The sequence below is a fragment of the Pseudomonas brassicacearum genome, assembly GCF_003732225.1.
Lineage (GTDB): Bacteria > Pseudomonadota > Gammaproteobacteria > Pseudomonadales > Pseudomonadaceae > Aquipseudomonas > Aquipseudomonas brassicacearum_E.
Genome location: NZ_MOBJ01000004.1, coordinates 1 through 21,881 on the forward strand (window position 1 = coordinate 1; position 21,881 = coordinate 21,881).

The window sequence follows — 21,881 nt, forward strand, 5'->3', positions numbered from 1 at the left end:
TTTCTAGGAAGCCCGGCGTGGACTCAAATGCTTAAGTGAACAGCATTACGGCAGGGCCGGGGGTTTTGTGATCACTCGTCGAGGAAGGAGCGCAAATGCTCGCTTCTCGTCGGGTGGCGCAGCTTGCGCAGCGCCTTGGCTTCGATCTGACGAATCCGCTCACGGGTAACGTCGAACTGCTTACCAACCTCCTCAAGGGTGTGGTCGGTATTCATGTCGATACCGAAGCGCATGCGCAGAACCTTGGCTTCACGGGCAGTGAGGCCGGAGAGAACTTCGCGAGTCGCTTCTTTAAGGCTCTCAACGGTAGCAACATCGATTGGCGACTGCATGGTCGAGTCTTCGATGAAGTCACCCAGATGGGAGTCTTCGTCATCACCGATCGGGGTTTCCATGGAGATCGGCTCTTTAGCGATCTTCAATACCTTGCGGATCTTGTCCTCAGGCATTTCCATGCGTTCGCCCAGCTCTTCCGGGGTCGGTTCACGACCCATTTCCTGCAACATCTGGCGGGAAATACGGTTGAGCTTGTTGATCGTCTCGATCATGTGCACCGGAATACGGATGGTGCGGGCCTGGTCGGCGATCGAGCGAGTGATCGCCTGACGGATCCACCAGGTGGCATAAGTCGAGAATTTGTAGCCGCGGCGGTATTCAAACTTGTCTACCGCTTTCATCAAGCCAATGTTGCCTTCCTGGATCAGATCGAGGAATTGCAGGCCACGGTTGGTGTACTTCTTGGCGATGGAGATCACCAGACGCAAGTTCGCTTCGACCATCTCTTTCTTCGCACGGCGGGCCTTGGCCTCACCGATCGACATGCGACGGTTGATGTCCTTGATCTCGGCAATCTTCAAGCCGGTTTCGGCTTCAAGTGCAGTCAGCTTCTGCTGGCAACGAACGATGTCGGCCTGCAGGCGACCAATGGCTTCAGCGTATTTGCTTTTGCCTTTGGCCAGTGCTTCGGTCCAGCTTTCGTCAACTTCGTTGCCCGGGAACTGGCGCAGGAAGTCGGCACGCGGCATGCGTGCATCACGAACGCAGAGCTGCATGATCGCGCGCTCTTGCTGACGCAGACGATCCAGGGCGCTACGCACACGCTCAACCAGGCCTTCGAATTGCTTCGGAACCAGTTTGATCGGCATGAACAGCTCAGCCAGCGCCAACATCTCGGCAATCGCCTGCTTGTTTTCGCGACCGTGCTTTTTCAGCGCCTTGCGGGTGATTTCCATCTGATCGGACACAGCGCCAAAACGCTGTGCTGCGATGACCGGATCCGGACCGCTTTCGGCTTCTTCTTCGTCGTCACTGGCTTCAGCGTCGTCGTCTTCGGCATCGTCGTCCGCTTTCACGGCTTTCGGGTCGACAGGCGGCGGCACTTCTGCAGCAGGTGGCGCAATGCCGTCGTCCGGGTCGATATAACCGCTCAGGACGTCGGACAGGCGGCCACCTTCGGTGGTGACGCGAGTGTACTCGGAGAGAATGTGGTCAACCGTGCCAGGGAAGTGCGCAATTGCGCCCATCACTTCACGGATGCCCTCTTCAATACGTTTGGCGATTTCAATTTCGCCTTCACGTGTGAGGAGCTCTACGGTACCCATTTCACGCATGTACATGCGCACTGGGTCGGTAGTGCGACCAATGTCGGTCTCAACCGCTGCCAACGCTGCAGCCGCTTCTTCCGCGGCAGCCTCGTCGGTATCGGCGTCGGCCAGCATAAGGGCGTCCGCATCCGGAGCACTCTCGTGTACGGGGATCCCCATGTCATTAATCATGCGGATGATGTCTTCCACCTGTTCCGGATCTGAAATATCCTCCGGCAGGTGGTCGTTGACCTCTGCGTAAGTCAGATACTTCTGCTCACGACCAAGGGTGATCAACTCTTTGATACGAGACTGCTGTTGCGCTTTTCCGGACATAACACCCTATCCACTGAAGGTCTTGGCGGGCAAAAAACAAGCCGAGGATTATACCTTAGCTATGACCTCACGCGCCACTTGAGGTCGGGTTTGATGCGGAAACATTGCGACTCAGGAGGTCGCGCAGTTGGTTTTTCTCGTCGCTACTCAATTCACTTTGACGTGCTTTCCTGAGAAGTTGTTCCAGATTTCGTTCGCGTTGACGGGCTGACAAGCTAGTAATGGTGTCGAAAAACTGTTGTTCAAGGTTATCTCCGTCAATCAGCCACTCCTTTTCCGCCAGTGCCTTGAGCAGACGTCCTTGTTCGGTGCCATGCCAACGCGCAATCAACTGAAATGAGTTTAGCTTAGGATTCTTCTGTACGGCTTCGAGCAGTGCCACCAGCAATTGCGTGTTGGAGTGGTCCTCGGCAGCGAAGTGCCCGGCGTCTTCAACTTTTTCCGCCAACTGCGGGTGGTGCAGCAAGGTGCGCAGGGCTGCCAGTGTTGGCGGCTCAACCGCGGCCGGGATGCGTGGGGCGCGAGGTTGATCGCGATCACCGCCACGTTTGCCTTTCTTGTCCCACGGCTTGTTCTCCCACTTCTTGCCACCGCTGCCGGGTTTTTTCGGCGTCCACTCCTGCTGGGGCGCGTAGGCCTCCTGCGGTTGGTGGTAGTCGGAATAGTCCGGCATCGCGTCGTAATCAATGCCTGGATCGTAGGCGGGTGGCGCTTCCTGCGGTGCGCTGTGTACCAACTGACTAACGGCTTCGCTATTGAGGCCGGTAATTTCGGTCAGGCGCTGACGCATCAGGGTGCGCAGGTTGGCTCCCGGGACTTTGTCGATCAGCGGCGCGGCGAGGGTGGCCATGTGGGCCTTGCCTTCGAGCGAGCGCGGATCGGATTCCTCGGTCAGTTGCTGGAAGAAATAGTCTGCCAATGGCTGGGCGTGCTGATTGATTCGCGCGCGGAAGGCGTCGGTGCCTTCGGAGCGGATCAATGTGTCCGGGTCTTCGCCTTCGGGCAGGAACAGAAAACGTGCGCGCCGTCCGTCCTGCAGGCTCGAAAGCGTTGATTCCAGTGCGCGCCATGCGGCGTTGCGGCCGGCCTGGTCGCCGTCGAAGCAGAACAGCACGTTGGGCACGACGCGAAACAATCGCTTGAGGTGTTCTTCGCTGGTGGCGGTGCCAAGCGTGGCGACGGCATTGCGCAGGCCTTGCTGGGCCAGGGCGATGACGTCCATGTAGCCTTCGACGACGATGATCTCGTCGAGATTGCGGTTGTTCTTGCGTGCTTCATACAGGCCATAGAGTTCTTGGCCTTTATGGAATACCGGGGTTTCCGGTGAGTTCAGGTATTTCGGTTTGTCGTCGCCCAGTACCCTGCCGCCAAACGCGATGATGCGCCCGCGACTGTCGCGAATCGGGAACATTACGCGGTCGCGAAAGCGATCGTAGCGTTTGCCGGTTTCGGCGTTCTCGATCAGCAGGCCGGCATCGATCATGGCTTTTTGTTGCAGGGTATCGTTGCTCAAGTGCTTGAACAGGTTATCCCAGCCCGGTGGCGCGAAGCCGAGGCCGAAATCGCGGGCGATTTCGCCGGTCAGGCCGCGAGCTTTCAAGTAGTCGACAGCCGCTTTGCGCGCAGGATGGCTTTTCAGTGCCTGGCGGTAAAAGTCTGCGGCGGCGGTCAGCAGCGGGTAAAGCGGCGAGTCGGTTGGCTGTCGCGGTTTGTGCGGGCGACCGCTTTCCTCGCGGGGTATTTCCATGCCGGCGGCTTTGGCCAGTTCTTCGACGGCCTGGGGGAAATCCAGGTTGTCGTGGTCCATGATGAAGCCGAGGGCATTGCCGCCAGCGCCGCAGCCAAAGCAGTAATAGAACTGTTTGTCCGGGCTGACGCTGAAGGAAGGGGTTTTTTCTTTGTGGAACGGGCAGCAAGCGGTGTAGTTCTTGCCGGCTTTTTTCATTTGCAGGCGCGAGCTGACCACATCGACGATGTCGGTGCGGTTCAGAAGGTCGTCAATAAAGCTCTGGGGAATTAGCCCGGCCATGGCGTTCTCGTCATCACTGCGCTGAAAATTTAACCCGCGCGAAGGGCGGCCTGATGCTGGTCATAGTTTTGAGGCACGGCAGATGTGCGGCTCGACCAGGTATCGTCTGCGTATTCGCTGTCGGGAAGTGTATCTGCCGAAAATCCGCTGACGTTAGTGCTCATCGGTAATCGACTGTTTGAAAGTGTTGCGCTGAGTCCGCAATGGCCAATGAGAGGCCTCGGATAGCTCATAAGCTGGCACGCAAAATCGTGCCTTGGGCTGATCGTCGTGAGAGGAATCAGTAAAAGGTTGTGCTCGTCAGTAGCCTTGGAAGGCTCGTCAGAAGAGACGTGCACCGCTGGCAAAAGAGCCAGGTCTGACGTGTGAAGCAGATTTGTCTCGGTCGCGTCTGCGGCTTTGACAGTGAAGCATCAAGCGATATCCGCAAATGCCATAAGCCCGGCTGAGGGCCGGGCTTGGCAGAAGCTTGCTACGAACGTCTGTGTATTAGTACAGACGAACGGCGCGGCGCTGTTCGCGCTGAACTTTCTTGGCGTGACGCTTAACAGCGGCTGCTGCTTTACGCTTACGCTCAGAAGTTGGCTTCTCGTAGAATTCGCGGCTACGAACTTCAGCCAGTACACCGGCTTTTTCGCAGGAGCGCTTGAAACGACGCAGAGCTACGTCGAAGGGTTCGTTCTCTTTTACTTTGACGGCTGGCATCCAGAGCTACCTTCATTCATTACCGGGGTCAACATCCTCGCGGCAAAAGTGCACTTGAAGACGTCGGTTTTTAAGGGTTGCGGATGTTAACTCCTCATCGCTCGGAATGCAAAGCCTCTGATCGAAAACCGCTAGTCGGGGCATCGCATGGCGACTATTATGCGCGCCTTCGAATTTAGCCTAAACAAGGCGCAAACCCATGCTAGTACTGGGATTAGAAACCTCCTGCGACGAAACCGGTGTCGCACTTTACGACAGTGAAAGAGGCCTGCTGGCCGATGCACTGTTCAGTCAGATCGACCTGCATCGTGCCTATGGTGGCGTGGTGCCGGAGCTGGCTTCGCGTGACCACGTCAAACGCATGCTGCCCTTGATTCGTCAGGTGTTGGCCGAAGCTGACTGCGTGCCGACCGAGATCGATGCGATCGCCTACACCGCGGGTCCTGGCCTGGTCGGTGCCTTGCTGGTGGGGGCTTCCTGCGCTCAGGCGCTGGCATTTGCCTGGGGCATTCCTGCCTTGGGTGTGCACCACATGGAAGGCCACTTGCTGGCGCCGATGCTGGAGCCGCAACCCCCTGAATTTCCGTTCGTCGCTTTGTTGGTGTCCGGTGGCCATACGCAGCTGGTTCGGGTCGATGGTATCGGCCAATACGAGCTATTAGGCGAGACCCTCGACGATGCAGCAGGTGAGGCGTTCGACAAGACCGCGAAGATGATGGGAATGAATTACCCCGGCGGTCCGGAAATCGCACGACTGGCTGCGCAAGGCGTTGCCGGACGTTTCGTATTCCCGCGTCCGATGTGTGATCGGCCGGGTCTGGATTTCAGCTTCAGCGGCTTGAAAACCTTTGCCTTGAACACGTGGCAGCAGTGCGTCAGCGCTGGGGACGACGGCGAGCAAACCCGCAGCGACATCTCGCTGGCCTTCCAGCAGGCGGTGGTGGAGACTTTGACCATCAAGTGCAAGCGTGCCCTGAAGCAGGCGGGTCTCAAGCGTCTGGTGATCGCTGGCGGCGTCAGCGCCAACAAGGCCTTGCGCGCTTCCCTGGAGAAAATGCTTGGCGACATGAAGGGCGACGTTTACTACGCACGCCCGGAGTTCTGCACCGATAACGGCGCGATGATTGCTTTTGCCGGGTGTCAGCGGCTACAGGCCGGTCAGCAGGAAAGCCTGGCGATCAGTGTGCAGGCGCGCTGGCCGATGGAGCAGTTGTCGCCGTTGTAAAGGCGGGTGAGCTTGGGTCGTACTCGGCAACAGTATTTAAAAATGCCGTTCGCGCCCGGCAAACAGGTCGCGTAGATTGCCGCGATGGCGCCAGACGATCAGCGCTGTCAGGGCGCTCATGGGCAGCAATGCTCCGGGTTCCTGCCAGGCCAGCAGTGGCAAGGTCAGGGGCGTAGCGATCAGGGCGGCCAGCGAGCTGGTGCGGGTGAGGTAGAAGGTCAGTAGCCAGGCACTGATAGCCAGAAGCGCTGCCGGAGGGTAAAGCCCCAGCAGCATGCCGGCCGCCGTTGCAACACCTTTGCCGCCGCGAAAGCGGAAGTACAGCGGAAACAGATGGCCGATGACGGCATAGACGCCGACCCAGGCCTGTTGCTGTACCGAGAGGCCTGCAAGCCCTGCGACCAGCACGGGCAGCAGACCTTTGCAGAGGTCGCCGAGCAACGTCAGGACGGCGAGTTTTTTGCCGGCCAGGCGTAACATGTTGGTGGCGCCGGCATTACCCGAGCCACTCATTCGCGGATCGGGGCTTCCGGTCAGGCGGCTGAGCAAAATGGCAAAGGACAGAGAGCCAAGCAGGTAGGCGAGGATCGCCAGTAACCAAAACATGCTAACTATTCCGGGCGAGGACGCCCTGATTCTAACGGCGCATTGCGCCCTTGTCGTGCTGCGGAGAAGAGTGCTTGGACAGAGTGTTTATCGAGGGCCTGGAAGTCGACACGGTGATCGGTGCCTACGACTGGGAGCGTGGCATCCGTCAGTGCCTGCGTCTTGATCTGAGCTTCGCCTGGGACAATCGCCCGGCAGCGGCCGGTGATGACCTGACCCTGGCGCTCGACTACGCCAGCGTGACGGCACGTATTCAGGCGTTCGCCGAGCAGGCGCAGTATCAGCTGGTTGAAACCTTTGCCGAGCGTCTGGCGGAAGTCTTGATGAGCGAATTCAAGATTACCTGGCTGCGCCTCAAGCTGACCAAACCGGGGGCTATCCCGGCTGCAACGGGTGTGGGCGTGGAGATCGAGCGCGGATGTCGCTAACTCAGGTATTTCTTGGGCTCGGTAGCAATGTCGAGCGCGAAGCTCATTTGCAGGCAGGGCTGGAAGCGCTTGCCGGCTTTCTGGTGGATATGCGCTGCTCGGCGGTGTTCGAAAGCCAGCCGGTCGGGATCAAGAGCGGGCCGTTTTTCAATTTTGTGGTGTCGGCGTTTACCGATCTACCGTTGATGGAGCTGGACCGTCGGTTGAAGTTTATCGAGGCTGACAACGGTCGTTATGCTCCCGATCGCAAAGGCTTGCCGCTGGATATCGACGTGCTGCTGTATGGCGATCTGGTGGGAAATTTCGACGGATTGATCCTGCCGCGAGCGGAAATCCTGAAAAATGCCTTTGTGCTGTGGCCGTTGTCGCTGATTGCGCCGGACAGAGTGCATCCTGGCGTGGGTAAAAGTTTTGCGACGCTGTGGAGCGAAGCACAGATCGATCAGGTTCTGGCGCCGGTCGCGTTTGAGTGGCGCGGCCAATCGTTGACTCCGGCCGACCTGCTGTAAAGCAAAAGATCGCAGCCTGCGGCAGCTCCTACAGGGGTGGTGTACACCCGCAATAACACGGGATAACCAGGGGCGGCGTAGGAGCTGCCGAAGGCTGCGATCTTTTGATCTTGCTTAGGCTTTTTCTTGTTCCTTGTACGCCTTCAGTGCCTTAAGCCGTTCGCGCTTCAAGGCCTCGCCCAGTTCCGGGCCTTTGAATCCCTGCTCCAGCAACGGCTGAACCGCCACGGTTCGTGCGGCGGTTGCCGCGCCTCGCAAATAATCCGCTTGTGGATAACTTCTCTGCTCAAGGCCTTTGCGGCCACGGGCGTCCATTTCGCAGGCTTTGATGAATTCTTCAAAACGCTGCGGCCGTCGGTAAACGTCGAAGCTTTGCAATAACTCCAGCAATGTCGACGGCTTCAGCTCCAGCGCGCGGTGACCGTGGGTGTGGTATTCGCCTACCAGCAACGCCAGTTCCTGGCAGTCGCGCGGGGCCTTGAAGCGTTCGTTGACCGCTTTGATCAGCTTCAGGCCCTTGTGCTCGTGAGCGATGTGTCTGGGCCACTGGCTCTCGGGTGTCAGGCCTTTGCCCAGATCGTGCAGCAAGCAGGCCCAGCGCACGGTCAGCGGCTGTTTATGCAGGGCGGCCTGTTCGAGAACGCTCAGGGTGTGCACGCCGCTGTCGATTTCCGGGTGGTGGGCTTCGGGTTGCGGCACACCGAACAGCGCGTCAATTTCAGGGATCAAGACTTTCAGGGCGCCGCAGTCGCGCAGAACCTGGATGAATACTTGTGGCTGATCTTCCATCAGGGCGCGGGATATTTCTTTCCAGCTGCGTTCTGCTGTCAGTGCCTCAAGCTCACCTGACTCGCTGAGCTGACGCATCAGTTCCAGGGTCTCCGGGGCTACCGTGAAGCCGAGTCCGGCATAGCGCGCGGCGAAGCGGGCAACACGCAGGACGCGGAGCGGATCTTCGGCGAACGCGGGGGAAACATGGCGGAGTAGGCGCGCTTCAAGATCGCGCTGGCCGTGATACGGATCGGTCAATTGACCGTGATCGTCTTCGGCTATGGCATTGATCGTCAGGTCGCGACGAATCAGGTCTTCTTCGAGGGTGACTTCCGGGCTGGCATGGAAGGTGAAACCGCCGTAGCCGTGTCCGCTTTTGCGTTCGGTACGGGCGAGCGCGTACTCCTCACCGCTCTTGGGGTGAAGGAACACCGGAAAGTCGGCGCCTACGGGGCGATAGCCCCTGGCGAGCATTTCTTCGGTGCTGGCGCCCACCACCACCCAGTCGATGTCGGTAACAGGCTTGCCGAGCAGGCGATCACGGACCGCGCCGCCGACTTTATAAATCTGCATAAAAAACCTCCGTTAGCTCGACAGGATAACCTTTGCGTCGAGCTTCCGGAGGTCCGGGTGGCATCAAAGATGAATGACGGCCAGGTCCAGCCGACCGTATTCGCCCTCGCTATGCTCGCCTCTAGGCGGGACGTGATGGGTTTTCATGACCTGGTCGCCCTGGAGGGTTTCCAGGTGAATATCGAAGCCCCAGAGGCGGTGCAGGTGCTTGAGCACTTCCTCGGTGGAGTCCCCGAGTGGTTTGCGATCGTGTTGCTGATGACGAAGCGTCAACGAGCGGTCGCCACGACGGTCGATGCTGTAGATCTGTATGTTCGGCTCGCGGTTTCCCAGGTTGTACTGCGCAGCCAGGGTTTCACGAATGGTTCGATAACCTTCCTCGTCATGAATGGCGGGTACCAGCAGGTCGTCCTTCTGGTCGTCATCGAGAATGCTGAACAGCTTCAGGTCACGGATCACCTTGGGTGACAGATACTGCAGGATGAAGCTTTCGTCCTTGAAGCTGCTCATGGCGAACTTGATACTCGACAGCCAGTCGGTCCCGGCGATTTCCGGGAACCAGCGGTAATCCTCTTCAGTGGGCGATTCGCACATGCGCCGAATGTCTCGGTACATGGAAAAACCCAGGGTATAGGGGTTAATGCCGTTGTAGTAAGGGCTGTCGAACCCCGGCTGGAAGACCACGCTGGTGTGGGAGGCCAGGAACTCCATCATGAAGCCTTCGGTCACCAGGCCCTCGTCGTACAGGTCGTTCATCAGGGTGTAGTGCCAGAACGTTGCCCAGCCTTCGTTCATGACCTGAGTCTGACGCTGTGGATAAAAGTACTGCGCAATCTTGCGTACGATCCGCACGACTTCCCGTTGCCATGGCTCCAGCAGCGGGGCGTGTTTTTCGATGAAGTAGAGGATGTTCTCCTGCGGCTCTGCCGGAAAACGTGCGTTGTCCTTCTCGTTGTACTTGTCTGCACCTTTTGGAATGGTGCGCCACAGGTCGTTGATCTGCTTTTGCAGGTGTTCTTCGCGATCCTTTTGCCGGCGCCGCTCTTCTTCCGCGGAAATCGGGTACGGGCGTTTGTAGCGGTCGACACCGTAGTTCATCAGGGCGTGGCAGGAGTCCAGCAGGTCTTCTACGGCGTCGATGCCATGGCGCTCTTCGCATTGCATGATGTACTGCTTGGCGAATACCAGGTAATCGATGATCGAGCTGGCGTCGGTCCAGGTGCGAAACAGGTAGTTGCCTTTGAAAAAGCTGTTGTGGCCGTAGCAGGCGTGCGCCACCACCAGTGCCTGCATGCAGATGGTGTTTTCTTCCATCAGGTAGGCAATGCACGGGTCCGAGTTGATCACGATCTCGTACGCCAGACCCATCTGGCCGCGACTGTAGGACTTCTCGGTGCTGAGGAAGTGTTTGCCATAGGACCAGTGGTGGTAACCCAGCGGCATGCCGACGGAGGCGTAGGCGTCCATCATCTGCTCGGCGGTGATCACCTCAATCTGGTTTGGGTAAGTATCCAGCGCGTAGCGGGCCGCAAGACGGCTGATTTCTCGGTCGTAGGCCTGGATCAGCTCGAACGTCCATTCGGAGCCGGTGGATATGGGGTGGCGCTTCTGCTCTTTGGCGGTCATGTCACTAACCTGCGCTGGAAGAGTTCACGGAAGACCGGATAGATATCCCCGGCCGAAACCAGTTGTTGCTGGGCAAACGTATCGGAAAAGGCTTCGCTGATACGCTCGTATTCGTACCACAGGGCCTGATGTTCGCGAGGGGTAATCTCCACATAAGTGTAGTACTGCACGAATGGCATGATCTGGTTGATCAGGATGTCGCGGCAGATCGGCGAGTCATCGTTCCAGTTGTCGCCGTCGGAAGCCTGCGCGGCGTAAATGTTCCAGTCGTTGCTTGGATAACGCTCGGCCATGATTTCCTGCATCAGCTTCAGGGCGCTGGAAACGATGGTGCCGCCGGTTTCGCGAGAGTAAAAGAACTCTTCCTCGTCGACTTCCCGGGCACTGGTGTGGTGACGGATGAACACCACATCGATCTTCTCGTAGTTACGCTTGAGGAACAGGTACAGCAGGATGAAGAACCGTTTGGCGATGTCCTTGGTGGCTTGGGTCATGGAGCCGGAAACGTCCATCAGGCAGAACATTACCGCCTTGGAGCTGGGGTTGGGTTGCTTGATCAGCAGGTTGTACTTGAGGTCGAAGGTATCGAGAAATGGCACGCGGTTGATGCGCGCACTCAAACGTTCGATTTCTGCCTCGATTTCCTGAATATCGCCGAAGTTGTCTGGTTCTTCCAGTTTAAGTCGCGCCAGTTCCTCTTTCGCTACCCGCAATTTCTCCCGGCTGCTGCCCGACAGTGCGATACGCCGCGCATGGGCCGAACGCAGCGTGCGGATGATATTGATTCGCGAAGGGTTGCCTTCATTACTGATACCGGCACGCACGGTTTTGAAAGTGTCGGTGCCGCTCAGGTTGCGTTTGACCAGGTTCGGCAGCTCCAGGTCCTCGAACATGAACTCGAGAAACTCTTCCTGGGTGATCTGGAAGACAAATTCGTCCATGCCCTCGCCAGAGTTACCAGCCTTGCCAGGGCCTCTGCCGCCGCCACCTCCCGGTGGGCGAGCAATATGCTCACCGCTGGTGAATTCCTTGTTTCCAGGATGCACGATGGTCTGCTTGCCACCGCGACCATGGTGAAGTACTGGCTCGTCGATATCGCGGCCGGGAATGCTGATTTGCTCGCCGTGTTCCATATCGGTAATGGAGCGCCGGCTGACCGCCTCTTCGACGGCCTTCTTGATATGGTCACGGTAACGCCGCAGAAACCGCTGACGGTTCACCGTGCTCTTGTTCTTGCCATTGAGACGTCGGTCGATCACATAGCTCATGACTTCTCCTTAGAAGCTGTCTTGAGAAATCGCGAACAAGTCTGGCCGTAATGGGCACAGGGCAGGGGGGGCGCGGTCTTGCGCCCCCGTACCACCTGTGCGTTGCCTGGGCTTCGCTGTCGATTTCCAAACACCTTCCTGAAACCTGTGTAACAGAATTTTATTACGCAGGCCCGGGCTAACGACAACCGGTCTGACCGGCAGCGGGTTACTGCGATTTCCTGACTCGCAGGTACCACTCGGAGAGCAGTCGTACCTGTTTGTCGGTGTAGCCGCGCTCGACCATCCGTGTAACGAAGTCGTTGTGTTTCTGTTGGTCCTCTTTGCTGGCTTTGGCGTTGAAGCTGATGACCGGCAGCAGATCCTCGGTGTTCGAGAACATTTTCTTCTCGATGACCACTCGCAGCTTCTCGTAGCTGAGCCAGGTTGGATTCTTGCCGTTGTTGTTGGCCCGGGCACGCAGGACGAAATTGACGATTTCGTTGCGGAAATCCTTCGGATTGCTGATGCCCGCCGGTTTTTCGATTTTCTCCAGCTCTTCGTTGAGGGCTACGCGGTTGAGGATCTCGCCGGTTTCCGGATCGCGGTATTCCTGATCCTGAATCCAGAAGTCCGCGTAGAGCACATAGCGGTCGAAGATGTTTTGCCCATATTCGCTGTAAGACTCCAGGTAGGCGGTCTGGATCTCCTTGCCGATGAACTCGATATAGCGTGGTGCCAGGTACTCTTTCAGGAAGCGCAGATAGCGTTCGCGGGTTTCCGCCTGGAATTGTTCCTGTTCGATCTGCTGTTCCAGCACGTACAGCAGATGCACCGGGTTGGCGGCGATCTCGTGCGGGTCGAAGTTGAAGACTTTCGACAGGATCTTGAAGGCAAACCGGGTCGAAAGACCGTTCATGCCTTCGTCGACGCCTGCGGTGTCGCGGTATTCCTGGATCGACTTGGCCTTCGGATCGGTGTCCTTGAGGTTTTCGCCGTCATACACCCGCATTTTCGAATAGATGTTCGAGTTTTCCGGCTCTTTGAGGCGTGAGAGCACAGTGAACTGAGCGAGCATCTTCAGGGTGTCGGGTGCGCAGTGGGCCTTGGCCAGGGAGCTGTTGAACAGCAGCTTGTCGTAGATCTTCACTTCGTCGCTGACCCGCAGGCAGTACGGCACTTTGACGATGTAGATCCGGTCGATGAAGGCTTCGTTGTTTTTGTTGTTGCGGAAGGTGTGCCACTCCGATTCGTTGGAGTGCGCCAGCAGGATCCCGGTGAACGGAATCGCGCCCAGACCTTCGGTACTGTTGTAGTTGCCTTCCTGGGTGGCGGTCAGCAATGGGTGCAGCACCTTGATCGGTGCCTTGAACATTTCGACGAATTCCATCAGCCCCTGGTTGGAGCGGCAGAGGGCACCCGAGTAGCTGTAGGCATCGGCGTCGTTCTGCGGGAATTCTTCCAGCTTGCGGATATCGACTTTACCCACCAGCGCCGAGATGTCCTGGTTGTTTTCGTCACCGGGCTCGGTCTTGGCCACGGCGATCTGGTTGAGGATCGACGGGTAGAGTTTGACCACCCGGAACTGGCTGATATCACCGCCGAATTCGGCCAGCCGTTTGGTGGCCCAGGGCGACATGATGGTGTTCAGGTAGCGCCGAGGAATGCCGAAATCCTCTTCGAGGATCGCGCCATCTTCCGTGGCGTTGAACAGCCCCAGTGGAGACTCGAACACCGGAGAGCCCTTGATGGCGTAGAAGGGCACTTTTTCGATCAGCTGTTTGAGCTTCTCGGCCAGGGACGATTTACCGCCACCAACGGGGCCGAGCAGGTAGAGGATCTGTTTCTTCTCTTCCAGGCCCTGAGCCGCATGGCGGAAGTAGGAGACGATCTGGTCGATGCATTCTTCCATCCCGTGGAAGTCTTCAAAGGCCGGATACCGACGGATCACCTTGTTGGAAAAGATGCGCGACAGTCTCGAATTGGTCGAGGTGTCCAGCAGTTCGGGCTCGCCGATTGCCAGCAGTAGACGCTCGGCGGAGGACGCGTAAGCGCTGCGGTCCTTTTTGCACAGTTCGAGATACTCCTGCAGAGAGAGCTCTTCCTGGCGTGTGGACTCGAAGCGTTGTTGGAAGTGGCTAAAGATACTCATGACGTCACCTCGCTCGATACGTGGAGCCGACGTCGGATCAGTCAGTGGATGCTGGCAAGCAACTGAAAGTGCAGCTGCCTTTTACCCCCCCAGAACACCTTCAAAGCTATCAACCCTGAAAGCTACTCCCGATGATCCGTGCGCCGGTGTACCGGCTCTCCCCTGTTTTGGATGGCCTGAGGCTAAGGATAGTTCGGAATCAGGGAGGTAAAGGGGCAATGCGTAATTTGTTATGACTGACCGTTCGTCAGCCCACGGCGGGCGTGGGCTAGAGCGGGTGAAAAAAAATTATTCGGAAGTGCCTTGCGCGACTTCTGAAGGATAGATCGTGCGCCACAGCTCAAAACCACCGTCCATGCTGTAAACGTCGGAAAAGCCCTGGCTGATCAGGTAAGCCGCAGCGCTCTGGCTGGAATTACCGTGATAGCAGACCACCACGGTCGGTGCGTCGAGGTCGGCAGCGCGGATGAAGTCGGAGATGGAGTGATTGTCCAGGTGCTTCGAACCGCTGATGTGGTTCAAGGCAAACGTCTGCGGGTCGCGGACGTCGACCACCACGGCGCCTTGTTCGCGCAGGGCCTGGGCCTGTTCTGGGGGGATGCGTTTGAATTCGCTCATGGCGGGCTCCTGTGGCCTGGCTGAAAGCGCAGCCTAGCGCTTGGCGCTGGCCGACAATAGTTCGGGGTTGGTTGGGGTGACGTGCGGCCTGGTGTGGCCCTGGGCATCGCATGCGCAATGCAGGCATTCGCCGGTGTCGACGTTCATCAAGGTCATCGAACCACCCCAGACGCAACCGGTGTCCAGGGCGAAGAGGCCTGGTTCGTTACATTTACCTTCAAGGGCTGCCCAGTGGCCGAAAATGATTTTCTGGCCGCGGGTCTTGCGTTCCGGGTGTGCAAACCATGGCGCGTAGCCCGGTTGCGCGGTGCCGAGACCTTCCTTGCTCTTGAGATCAAGCTTGCCGTCGCTGGTGCAGAAACGCATGCGGGTGAAGTAGTTGGTGATCACCCGCAGGCGGGTTACACCTTTAAGGTCGCCGTCCCACTTCACTGGCTCGTTGCCATACATGCCATCGAGGTAGGGCGCGATGCGGCTGTCGTCACGCAATGCTTCTTCGACTTCGGCTGCGCACTTCAAGGCTTTGCGCAGGGACCACTGCGGCGGTATGCCAGCATGGACTAGCGCAATGCCGCGCTGTTCGTCGTAGTGCATGAGCTTTTGCTGGCGCAGCCACTCAAGCAGCTCTTTGCGATCCGGCGCGTCGAGGATCTCGCGCAGGGTGTCGGCTTTCCTCAGGCGCTCGATGTTGTAGCCGGCGGCCAGCAGGTGCAGGTCATGGTTGCCCAAGACACACACCAGCGATTCACGGATGCTGTAGAGGAAGCGCAGGGTTTCCAACGATTGCGGGCCCCGGTTGACCAGGTCGCCAACCAGCCACAGATAATCCTTTGCAGGGTCGAAGGCAACCCGCTTGAGCAGGCATTGCAGTGGTTCGAGGCAGCCTTGCAGGTCGCCGACGGCGTACGTCGCCATCAGTGCAGGGCTCCGGGCACCGCCAGGCGGAAAGGCGCGATGATGGCGTCAAAGTGTTTGCCGTCTTCGGCGAGCATTTGATAAGTCCCCTGCATGTTGCCAACGCGGGTGGTCATCACGGTGCCGCTGCTGTAGGTGTGGCTTTGGCCGACACCGATCAGCGGTTGCAGGCCAACCACGCCTGCGCCGCGAACCTCTTCGACATGCCCGTCGCCATCGGTGATCACCCAGTGCCGCGAGAGCAACTTGGCCGGTAGCAGGCCGTTGTTCTGTACGGTAATGGTGTAGGCGAAGGCAAAGCGGTCTTGCTCGGGTTGCGATTGTTCTGCCAGATAGCGGGTGACGACGCTGACGTCGACCTGATAACGAGGATCGGACATGCAAGAGGCCTTAAAAGCAAAGCGGGACGCGGGGCGTAACTGATTGAGGTCAGTCTAGGCCAAGTATCGGATAGTAAACCAGACATGGGCGCTGGTGTCCTACCCGATAACGCTTCTGGCCTGTCAGATGTCGGCAGGCTGCTCGGCGACTTGTTCGCTGAGCTTGTCAGCCAGGCGGACGAAGGCCGCCAGATCAAGCTGTTCCGGGCGCAGGCTGCCATCGACGCCAGCGGCTTCGATTTCAGCGTTGCTCAGCAGGGCCTTGAGGGTGTTGCGCAGTGTCTTGCGGCGCTGGTTGAAGGCTTCGCGAACGACGCGCTCCAGCAAGCGATGGTCTTTGGCTGGATGCGGCAGCACGGCGTGCGGTACCAGACGGACGATCGCCGAATCGACTTTCGGTGGTGGGTTGAACGCACCAGGGCCGACGTTGAACAGATGTTCGACCCGGCAGTGGTACTGAACCATGATCGACAGACGGCCCCAATCGCCACCACCAGGACCTGCCGCCAGACGCTCGACCACTTCCTTTTGCAGCATGAAGTGCATGTCGCGGATGATGCCTGCGTTGTTCAGCAGGTGGAAAATCAGTGGCGTGGAGATGTTGTACGGCAGGTTGCCAACAACGCGCAGGCTGTTTGGCGCGGCATTCAGGCTGTTGAAGTCGAACTTCAGCGCATCACCCTGGTGCAGGTTGAAATTGCTCTTGCCGGCGAATTGCTGATTGAGGATCGGGATCAGGTCCTTGTCCAGTTCAACCACGTCCAGTTGGGCGCCGCTGTTGAGCAGGCCTTCAGTGAGCGCGCCCTGACCCGGGCCGATTTCCAGCAGGCGGTCTTCTGCTTTGGCGTGAATGGAGCGCAGGATTCGGTCGATAACGCCGGCATCGTGCAGGAAGTTCTGGCCGAAACGCTTGCGCGCCCGGTGTTGGTAATGCTCGGTCATAAACGGGTCTCGGCCATCTGGTAGGCGGTTTCCAGGGCGACTTGCAGGCTGCCGGTGTCGATTTTTCCGCTACCAGCCAGGTCCAGGGCAGTGCCGTGGTCGACTGAGGTGCGGATGATCGGCAAGCCGAGGGTCACGTTGACTGCCGCGCCGAAACCTTTGTATTTCAGCACAGGCAGGCCCTGGTCGTGGTACATCGCCAGCACCGCGTCGCAGTGCTCCAGATATTTGGGGGTAAACAGAGTGTCGGCGGGCAGGGGACCGCGCAGGTCCATGCCTTCAGCGCGCAGACGCTCCAGGGTTGGTTCAATGATGTCGATTTCTTCGTGGCCCAGGTGTCCGCCTTCGCCGGCATGCGGGTTGAGTCCGCAGACGAGGATGCGTGGCTGGGCGATGCCGAATTTTTGTTGCAGGTCGGTGTGCAGAATTCGCGTGACCCGCTCCAGGCGCTCAGGGGTGATTGCATCGGCAATCTCCCGCAGCGGCAGGTGCGTGGTAACCAGTGCGACCCGCAAACCGTGTGTGGCGAGCATCATCACCACTTGAGGGGTGTGGGTCAGGTCTGCGAGAAACTCGGTGTGGCCGGAGAAGGCAATGCCCGACTCATTGATCACGCCCTTATGCACGGGGGCGGTGATCATTCCGGCGAAATGCCCGTCCAGGCAGCCAAGGCCTGCGCGGGTCAGGGTTTCCAGGACGAAGGCGGCATTGGCCTTGTCCAGTTGTCCGGCGGTGACCGGCGCACTGAGCGGTGTATCCCAGACATACAGGCTGTTGGCCGGCGCAGGAACGTCCGGCCAGTTGCCCGGCGTCACCGCCAGCAAATCAACGACCACACCCAGCTGCGCGGCCCGCTCAATGAGCAGGTCGCGGCTGGTAATGGCAATCAGGGGGTGTGGCTGGGCTTGCGAGGCGAGTAGCAGGCACAGGTCAGGACCTATGCCGGCCGGCTCGCCGGGTGTCAGCGCAAAACGCTTGGGGTTCACTTCGCCGCCTGGTCGACGCCAGGGAGCTTGATTTCAACGTAGGCTTCGTCACGGATCTGACGCAACCAGGTCTGCAGCTCTTCGTCGTATTTGCGGTTACGCAGTACGGTCATTGCCTGCTGTTCACGGGCCTGGGAGGTGCTGTCAGTGGCGCGGCGGCCAAGGACTTCCAGAACGTGCCAGCCATATTGAGTCTTGAACGGCTTGGACAGTTGACCTTGTTGGGTCTTGGCCATTACTTCGCGGAATTCCGGCACCAGCGCGTTCGGGTCGATCCAGTTGAGGTCGCCGCCGTTAAGGGCAGAACCCGGGTCTTCCGAGTAGCTTTTCGCCAGTTCAGCAAAATCGTCGCCCGCGGAAATGCGGTCGTAGAGTTTCTGCGCCAGACGCTTGGTTTCTTCTTCGCTGCGGATTTCGCTTGGTTTGATCAGAATGTGGCGAACGTGTACTTCGTCACGCACCTGATTGCCGCCGCCGCGTTTTTCCAGCACTTTCAGGATGATGAAACCGCCAGGTGTACGTGCCGGTTGAGTGATCTCACCCACCGCCATGGCGCTCAGCTCACGGTCGAACGGAGGTGGCAGTTGAGCGGCTTTACGCCAGCCCATGTCGCCGCCTTCCAGTGCGTTGTCGCTTGCGGACTTGGCGATGGCCAGTTGAGAGAAGTCAGCGCCCTGTTTGAGTTGCTGATAGATCGCCATGGCCTGACGGGCAGCGTTCTGGATCGCTTCCGAATTGGCGCTTTCCGGGGTCGGGATCAGGATGTTGGCCAGGTGCAGTTCTTCAGAGAGCTGCACTTTGCCCAGGTCAGAGGCGAGGAAGTTTTTCACTTCCTGCTCGGACACCTGAATCCGTTCGGCCACACGACGCTGACGAACACGGCTGATGATCATCTCGCGACGAACCTGATCGCGGGCGTCGTCATAAGACAGGCCGTCGCGAGTCAGGGCGGCGCGGAACTGCTCCACGCTCATGTTGTTGCGCTGGGCAATGGTGCCGATCGCCTGGTTCAGCTCTTCATCGGTAATGCGAATGCCGGAGCGTTCGCCGATCTGCAGTTGCAGGTTTTCGACGATCAGGCGTTCGAGCACCTGTTGTTCCAGCACGCTGGCTGGCGGTGTGCCGCCGCCGCGCTTGGCGATGGTTTGCTGAACTTCATGAACTCGCCGGTCCAACTGGCTCTGCATGACCACGTCGTTGTCGACGATGGCCACCACTTTGTCGATGGACTGTACCGCGGCGCTAGCCGCAGTACCCAGGAACAGAGCGCCCAGCATCAGCGGGCGCAGACAATCAGAAAGCTTGGTCTTCACGTTGACGATAACCTTGAATGCCTTTGTCGAGGAAGCTCTCTACCTTGGCGCCAGTAACGCCGCCGAGACCCTTCAGAACAATTTGGAGGAAGATGCCGTGGTCGCCTGTTTCGTTTTGTGGGGCTGCTTGACTGAACTCGTCATACGACACCCAGTAACGGTTGATCAGGCGCAGTTTCCAGCAGCAGTTGTCGTACTCGAAACCACCAAAGGCTTCCAGGGTACGGTTGCGGTTGTAGTCGTACTGCCAGCGGCTGATGGCATTCCATTGCGGCACGACAGGCCAGATCACCGAGAAGTCGTGCTGTTTGATCTTGTAGTAATCCTTCACGTAGCCAGGTGTGCCAGGGGTGCCATAGTCACCGCCGCCCACAGCCCATTTACCCGTATTCTGGTCGTAACGAACCTGGTCATTGCGATAGCGATAACCGGCGTTGATGACCTTGTTCGGATTGTCTTCCGGCTGGTAGTGGAACATCGCGCTGCCCGAGCGAGGTTTGCGGCTATCCGGGTCCCAGTTGTAGTCGGCCGTGGTGCGCCAATCGCGGTTCCAGTGATATTCGTATTCCAGGGCATACGGCGATACGTTGGAGTGCGCATCGGCGCGGGTTTTTGCATCGATACCCGGCAACTGGACTTCGCGGTCCTTGAAGTACATGGCCTGGCCGACGCTGATGCGTTGACGTTCGAAGCCGTTGTCTTCGATCCAGCGGTTGGTCACGCCCAGCGACAGTTTGTTCTCGTCACCGACACGGTCGGAGCCCGAGAAGCGGTTATCGCGGAACAGCGAGGCGTAGTTGAACGTGTACTCGCCAGTATCAAATACTGGAATATTGCTCTGGTCTTTCTCGGGAACATAGAGATAGTACAGGCGAGGTTCCAGGGTCTGGCGGTAGTTCTTGCCAAACCATTGGGTGTTGCGGTCGAAGTACAGGCCGCTGTCGATACTGGCGATAGGAACCGCACGACTCTGATTTCGGCTGTAAGTGCCAAGGAGGCGATCCTGGTCCGCGGTCTGACCGGCGACTTGGCCTTTACCTGTGCTATCCAGGTCAAGATCGTACTGAGTGTACTGATACTTGAGCGTTGGCTTCAGGAAGCCATAAGTCCAGTTGAGCGGCAGACTGACACTTGGCGCCGCATTGAGGCGATTGCCGTTGGCGCGTGCCAGGCCGAAGACATTGGTGTCCAGACGAGGGGTGCCTATAGCATTGCCATTCGCATCAAAAGGACCACCATCCTGGTCGAAATAATTGCCTGTTTGCAGGCTCCGCTCAAACCGCACGGCTTCTGTTTCGTAGGCGAAATTCAGCCCGCCAGGTTTCTGAGGCAGGAAACCATTGAAGGTGATCTGCGGCAGGCGATTATAAGGCGTGATGTTGGAAACCGACGCCAGCTCGTAAGCCTGCAAGTTGAGGCGTGCATTGAAGGTGTCGCCACGGTAGGTGACTGCACCTTGCTGGTTCACATAGTCGGGGGCGCTTTTCACGCCCAGTTGACTGGTCTCCAGATCCTGGAAGTAGTACGGATCGCTGATCTTGGTGTAGTCGACTTGGGTGAATACCCGCGAATCAAGCCCGCCCTTGTGCTGCCAGTTGTACATGTAGCGGGTTTTTTCGGAATCGGTCTGCTTGCTGCGATCGTTGGAGTCGTCGTTGAGGTACGCGGCGCCGAACTGACCTTCGCTGGACTTGGTCAGGTAACGGAATTCGCCTTCCATCATCATGCCGCGCTTGTCCATGTAGCGCGGATACAACGTGGCATCGTAGTTCGGTGCCAGGTTGAAGTAGTACGGTGTTTCCAGCATGAAGCCGGTTTTGGTGCTGGTGCCGAAGCTTGGTGGCAGGAAGCCGGACTGGCGACGGTCATCGATCGGGAAATAGATGTACGGGGTGTAGAACACCGGAATGTCCTTGACCCGCAGCGTCACGTTGGTCCCGGTACCGAAACCGGTCGCCGGGTTCAAGGTGATGTTGTTGCCCTTGAGCTGCCAGGCGTTGCTGTTCGGTTCGCACGTGGTGTACGTACCATCCTTGAGGCGGATGATCGCGTTCTCGGCGCGTTTGGCATACAGCGCGCTACCGCGGACACGGGATTTGTGCATCACGTATTCGGCGTTGTCGACTTGGGCTTCACCAGTGTCGAGCTGCACCTCAGCGTGGTCGCCGACGATCAGTGCGCCGTTGTCGCGCAGGCGAACGTTACCAGTTAGCTCGCCACGGTTTTCGGCTTGATGCAGGCTGGCCTCATCGGCCTCGACCTGCATGCTGCCCTGACGCATGACCACGTCACCGGCGAGGGTCGCCACCTGTTCTTCCTGCTGATAGCGGGAGGCTTTGGCGCCGATAAACGTCGGGGCGTCACTTTTATTCGTCGTGTCATTCATGCCAGGACGAATTGGTTCGATATAGGAACCAGAGCAGTAAGGACCTGTTTCGGCCAATTGCGCAGCGGTGAGCTTCTCACGCGGGACCCAGTCGAGGTGACTGTAGTCAGCACTGCGCGACTTCAGGGCGCGACCCTTGGCTTCTGTGACCAGTACCGGCTTGTCGGCGGTTTCGCCACCTGAAGTGCGGTCTGCCGCCGACTCGTTGTTCGAACTGACCGCGCCGGCATCATGTACAGGGCGTGGTGGCAGTTGAGCTGCGTTGGCTTTCGGCGCGCAGTCCCAGGCTCCCGAAGCAGAGACTGAGCAGTCATACTGTTCCGCGGCGACCACGAACGAAGTGGCTAGAGGTTGCAGGGCCAGCAAACTGCCGGTCACCAACAACGGAAATTTTTTACGAAACGCGGGGGATTTCAATGCCATCTTATTAGTCCGGGCTTCCTGCGTGCCATCTGCCCGCGGTGTGGGCCGCACGCCTCTCGATGGTCTGAAAAAGATGCTGGATAATAAAGCATGACCCGCTTGACGGCTAGCGCCGTCGGAGACCCTTG

At 58.4% G+C, this 21,881-nt stretch carries 18 protein-coding genes; 3 read left to right on the forward strand and 15 right to left on the reverse strand.

Annotated features, from left to right (window positions below):
- Positions 1 to 71: 71 nt before the first annotated feature.
- The 3 genes from rpoD to rpsU all read right to left on the reverse strand — a co-directional run bounded on the left by rpoD (position 72) and on the right by rpsU (position 4,653).
- Entirely contained in the window at positions 72 to 1,919 is a 1,848-nt protein-coding gene (rpoD, locus tag BK659_RS05375; RefSeq protein WP_123424083.1) for an RNA polymerase sigma factor RpoD, read from the reverse strand.
- A gap of 67 nt (positions 1,920 to 1,986) precedes the next feature.
- Entirely contained in the window at positions 1,987 to 3,948 is a 1,962-nt protein-coding gene (gene dnaG, locus BK659_RS05380; protein ID WP_123424084.1) for a DNA primase, read from the reverse strand.
- A gap of 489 nt (positions 3,949 to 4,437) precedes the next feature.
- Entirely contained in the window at positions 4,438 to 4,653 is a 216-nt protein-coding gene (gene rpsU, locus BK659_RS05385; protein ID WP_002551877.1) for a 30S ribosomal protein S21, read from the reverse strand.
- A 199-nt stretch (positions 4,654 to 4,852) separates the two neighbouring features.
- Between rpsU and tsaD the strand changes: the two genes are divergently transcribed.
- Positions 4,853 to 5,878, forward strand: a complete 1,026-nt coding sequence (gene tsaD / locus BK659_RS05390; RefSeq protein ID WP_123424085.1) for a tRNA (adenosine(37)-N6)-threonylcarbamoyltransferase complex transferase subunit TsaD — start codon at positions 4,853 to 4,855, stop codon at positions 5,876 to 5,878.
- Between the two features lie 36 nt (positions 5,879 to 5,914).
- Here the strand turns inward: tsaD and plsY are convergent, their stop codons facing one another.
- On the reverse strand, positions 5,915 to 6,484 hold the full coding sequence (plsY, locus tag BK659_RS05395; RefSeq protein WP_123424086.1) for a glycerol-3-phosphate 1-O-acyltransferase PlsY: 570 nt from the start codon (positions 6,482 to 6,484) through the stop codon (positions 5,915 to 5,917).
- Between the two features lie 74 nt (positions 6,485 to 6,558).
- On the opposite strand from plsY, the gene folB reads away from it, so the two are divergent.
- Together folB and folK are read left to right on the forward strand one after the other, a co-directional pair.
- Positions 6,559 to 6,912 (forward strand): dihydroneopterin aldolase, encoded by a 354-nt coding sequence (folB, locus tag BK659_RS05400; protein ID WP_123424087.1) that lies wholly within the window; start codon positions 6,559 to 6,561, stop codon positions 6,910 to 6,912.
- Positions 6,903 to 7,421, forward strand: coding sequence for a 2-amino-4-hydroxy-6-hydroxymethyldihydropteridine diphosphokinase (gene folK, locus BK659_RS05405; RefSeq protein ID WP_123424088.1), 519 nt, complete (start codon positions 6,903 to 6,905; stop codon positions 7,419 to 7,421). The genes folB and folK overlap by 10 nt, the downstream gene beginning before the upstream one ends.
- A 114-nt stretch (positions 7,422 to 7,535) precedes the next feature.
- Here the strand turns inward: folK and BK659_RS05410 are convergent, their stop codons facing one another.
- From BK659_RS05410 to BK659_RS05460, 11 genes are all read right to left on the reverse strand, one after another.
- Positions 7,536 to 8,765, reverse strand: coding sequence for a multifunctional CCA addition/repair protein (locus BK659_RS05410; protein WP_123424089.1), 1,230 nt, complete (start codon positions 8,763 to 8,765; stop codon positions 7,536 to 7,538).
- Positions 8,766 to 8,828: 63 nt separating this feature from the next.
- On the reverse strand, positions 8,829 to 10,391 hold the full coding sequence (locus BK659_RS05415) for a SpoVR family protein (protein ID WP_123424090.1): 1,563 nt from the start codon (positions 10,389 to 10,391) through the stop codon (positions 8,829 to 8,831).
- Positions 10,388 to 11,659 (reverse strand): YeaH/YhbH family protein, encoded by a 1,272-nt coding sequence (locus tag BK659_RS05420; RefSeq protein WP_123424091.1) that lies wholly within the window; start codon positions 11,657 to 11,659, stop codon positions 10,388 to 10,390. Before BK659_RS05420 ends, BK659_RS05415 begins: the two co-directional genes overlap by 4 nt.
- A gap of 208 nt (positions 11,660 to 11,867) precedes the next feature.
- Positions 11,868 to 13,790, reverse strand: coding sequence for a PrkA family serine protein kinase (locus BK659_RS05425; RefSeq protein WP_123424092.1), 1,923 nt, complete (start codon positions 13,788 to 13,790; stop codon positions 11,868 to 11,870).
- Positions 13,791 to 14,078: 288 nt separating this feature from the next.
- Positions 14,079 to 14,408, reverse strand: a complete 330-nt coding sequence (glpE, locus tag BK659_RS05430) for a thiosulfate sulfurtransferase GlpE (protein WP_123424093.1) — start codon at positions 14,406 to 14,408, stop codon at positions 14,079 to 14,081.
- Positions 14,409 to 14,441: 33 nt separating this feature from the next.
- Entirely contained in the window at positions 14,442 to 15,323 is an 882-nt protein-coding gene (locus BK659_RS05435) for a symmetrical bis(5'-nucleosyl)-tetraphosphatase (protein ID WP_123424094.1), read from the reverse strand.
- Complete coding sequence (gene apaG, locus BK659_RS05440) at positions 15,323 to 15,703, reverse strand: Co2+/Mg2+ efflux protein ApaG (RefSeq protein WP_123424095.1); 381 nt, start codon at positions 15,701 to 15,703, stop codon at positions 15,323 to 15,325. The genes BK659_RS05435 and apaG overlap by 1 nt, the downstream gene beginning before the upstream one ends.
- A 123-nt stretch (positions 15,704 to 15,826) precedes the next feature.
- Positions 15,827 to 16,645 carry a 16S rRNA (adenine(1518)-N(6)/adenine(1519)-N(6))-dimethyltransferase RsmA gene (gene rsmA, locus BK659_RS05445; RefSeq protein ID WP_123424096.1) on the reverse strand — a complete coding sequence of 273 codons (819 nt, stop codon included), beginning with the start codon at positions 16,643 to 16,645 and terminating at the stop codon, positions 15,827 to 15,829.
- Positions 16,642 to 17,631: a 4-hydroxythreonine-4-phosphate dehydrogenase PdxA gene (gene pdxA, locus BK659_RS05450; RefSeq protein WP_123424097.1), complete on the reverse strand. Its 990-nt coding sequence runs from the start codon at positions 17,629 to 17,631 to the stop codon at positions 16,642 to 16,644. Before pdxA ends, rsmA begins: the two co-directional genes overlap by 4 nt.
- Positions 17,628 to 18,944 (reverse strand): peptidylprolyl isomerase SurA, encoded by a 1,317-nt coding sequence (surA, locus tag BK659_RS05455; RefSeq protein ID WP_148050416.1) that lies wholly within the window; start codon positions 18,942 to 18,944, stop codon positions 17,628 to 17,630. The genes pdxA and surA overlap by 4 nt, the downstream gene beginning before the upstream one ends.
- Positions 18,925 to 21,753 carry an LPS-assembly protein LptD gene (locus BK659_RS05460; protein WP_123424098.1) on the reverse strand — a complete coding sequence of 943 codons (2,829 nt, stop codon included), beginning with the start codon at positions 21,751 to 21,753 and terminating at the stop codon, positions 18,925 to 18,927. Before BK659_RS05460 ends, surA begins: the two co-directional genes overlap by 20 nt.
- Positions 21,754 to 21,881: the final 128 nt, after the last annotated feature.

Excerpts from the sequence above, each read along its gene's own strand:
- rpoD (WP_123424083.1), bottom strand. The coding sequence starts at position 1,919 with ATGTCCGGAAAAGCGCAACAGCAGTCTCGTATCAAAGAGTTGATCACC.
- dnaG (WP_123424084.1), bottom strand. The coding sequence starts at position 3,948 with ATGGCCGGGCTAATTCCCCAGAGCTTTATTGACGACCTTCTGAACCGC.
- rpsU (WP_002551877.1), bottom strand. The coding sequence starts at position 4,653 with ATGCCAGCCGTCAAAGTAAAAGAGAACGAACCCTTCGACGTAGCTCTG.
- tsaD (WP_123424085.1), top strand. The coding sequence starts at position 4,853 with ATGCTAGTACTGGGATTAGAAACCTCCTGCGACGAAACCGGTGTCGCA.
- plsY (WP_123424086.1), bottom strand. The coding sequence starts at position 6,484 with ATGTTTTGGTTACTGGCGATCCTCGCCTACCTGCTTGGCTCTCTGTCC.
- folK (WP_123424088.1), top strand. The coding sequence starts at position 6,903 with ATGTCGCTAACTCAGGTATTTCTTGGGCTCGGTAGCAATGTCGAGCGC.
- BK659_RS05410 (WP_123424089.1), bottom strand. The coding sequence starts at position 8,765 with ATGCAGATTTATAAAGTCGGCGGCGCGGTCCGTGATCGCCTGCTCGGC.
- BK659_RS05415 (WP_123424090.1), bottom strand. The coding sequence starts at position 10,391 with ATGACCGCCAAAGAGCAGAAGCGCCACCCCATATCCACCGGCTCCGAA.
- BK659_RS05420 (WP_123424091.1), bottom strand. The coding sequence starts at position 11,659 with ATGAGCTATGTGATCGACCGACGTCTCAATGGCAAGAACAAGAGCACG.
- BK659_RS05425 (WP_123424092.1), bottom strand. The coding sequence starts at position 13,790 with ATGAGTATCTTTAGCCACTTCCAACAACGCTTCGAGTCCACACGCCAG.
- glpE (WP_123424093.1), bottom strand. The coding sequence starts at position 14,408 with ATGAGCGAATTCAAACGCATCCCCCCAGAACAGGCCCAGGCCCTGCGC.
- BK659_RS05435 (WP_123424094.1), bottom strand. The coding sequence starts at position 15,323 with ATGGCGACGTACGCCGTCGGCGACCTGCAAGGCTGCCTCGAACCACTG.
- apaG (WP_123424095.1), bottom strand. The coding sequence starts at position 15,703 with ATGTCCGATCCTCGTTATCAGGTCGACGTCAGCGTCGTCACCCGCTAT.
- rsmA (WP_123424096.1), bottom strand. The coding sequence starts at position 16,645 with ATGACCGAGCATTACCAACACCGGGCGCGCAAGCGTTTCGGCCAGAAC.
- BK659_RS05460 (WP_123424098.1), bottom strand. The coding sequence starts at position 21,753 with ATGGCATTGAAATCCCCCGCGTTTCGTAAAAAATTTCCGTTGTTGGTG.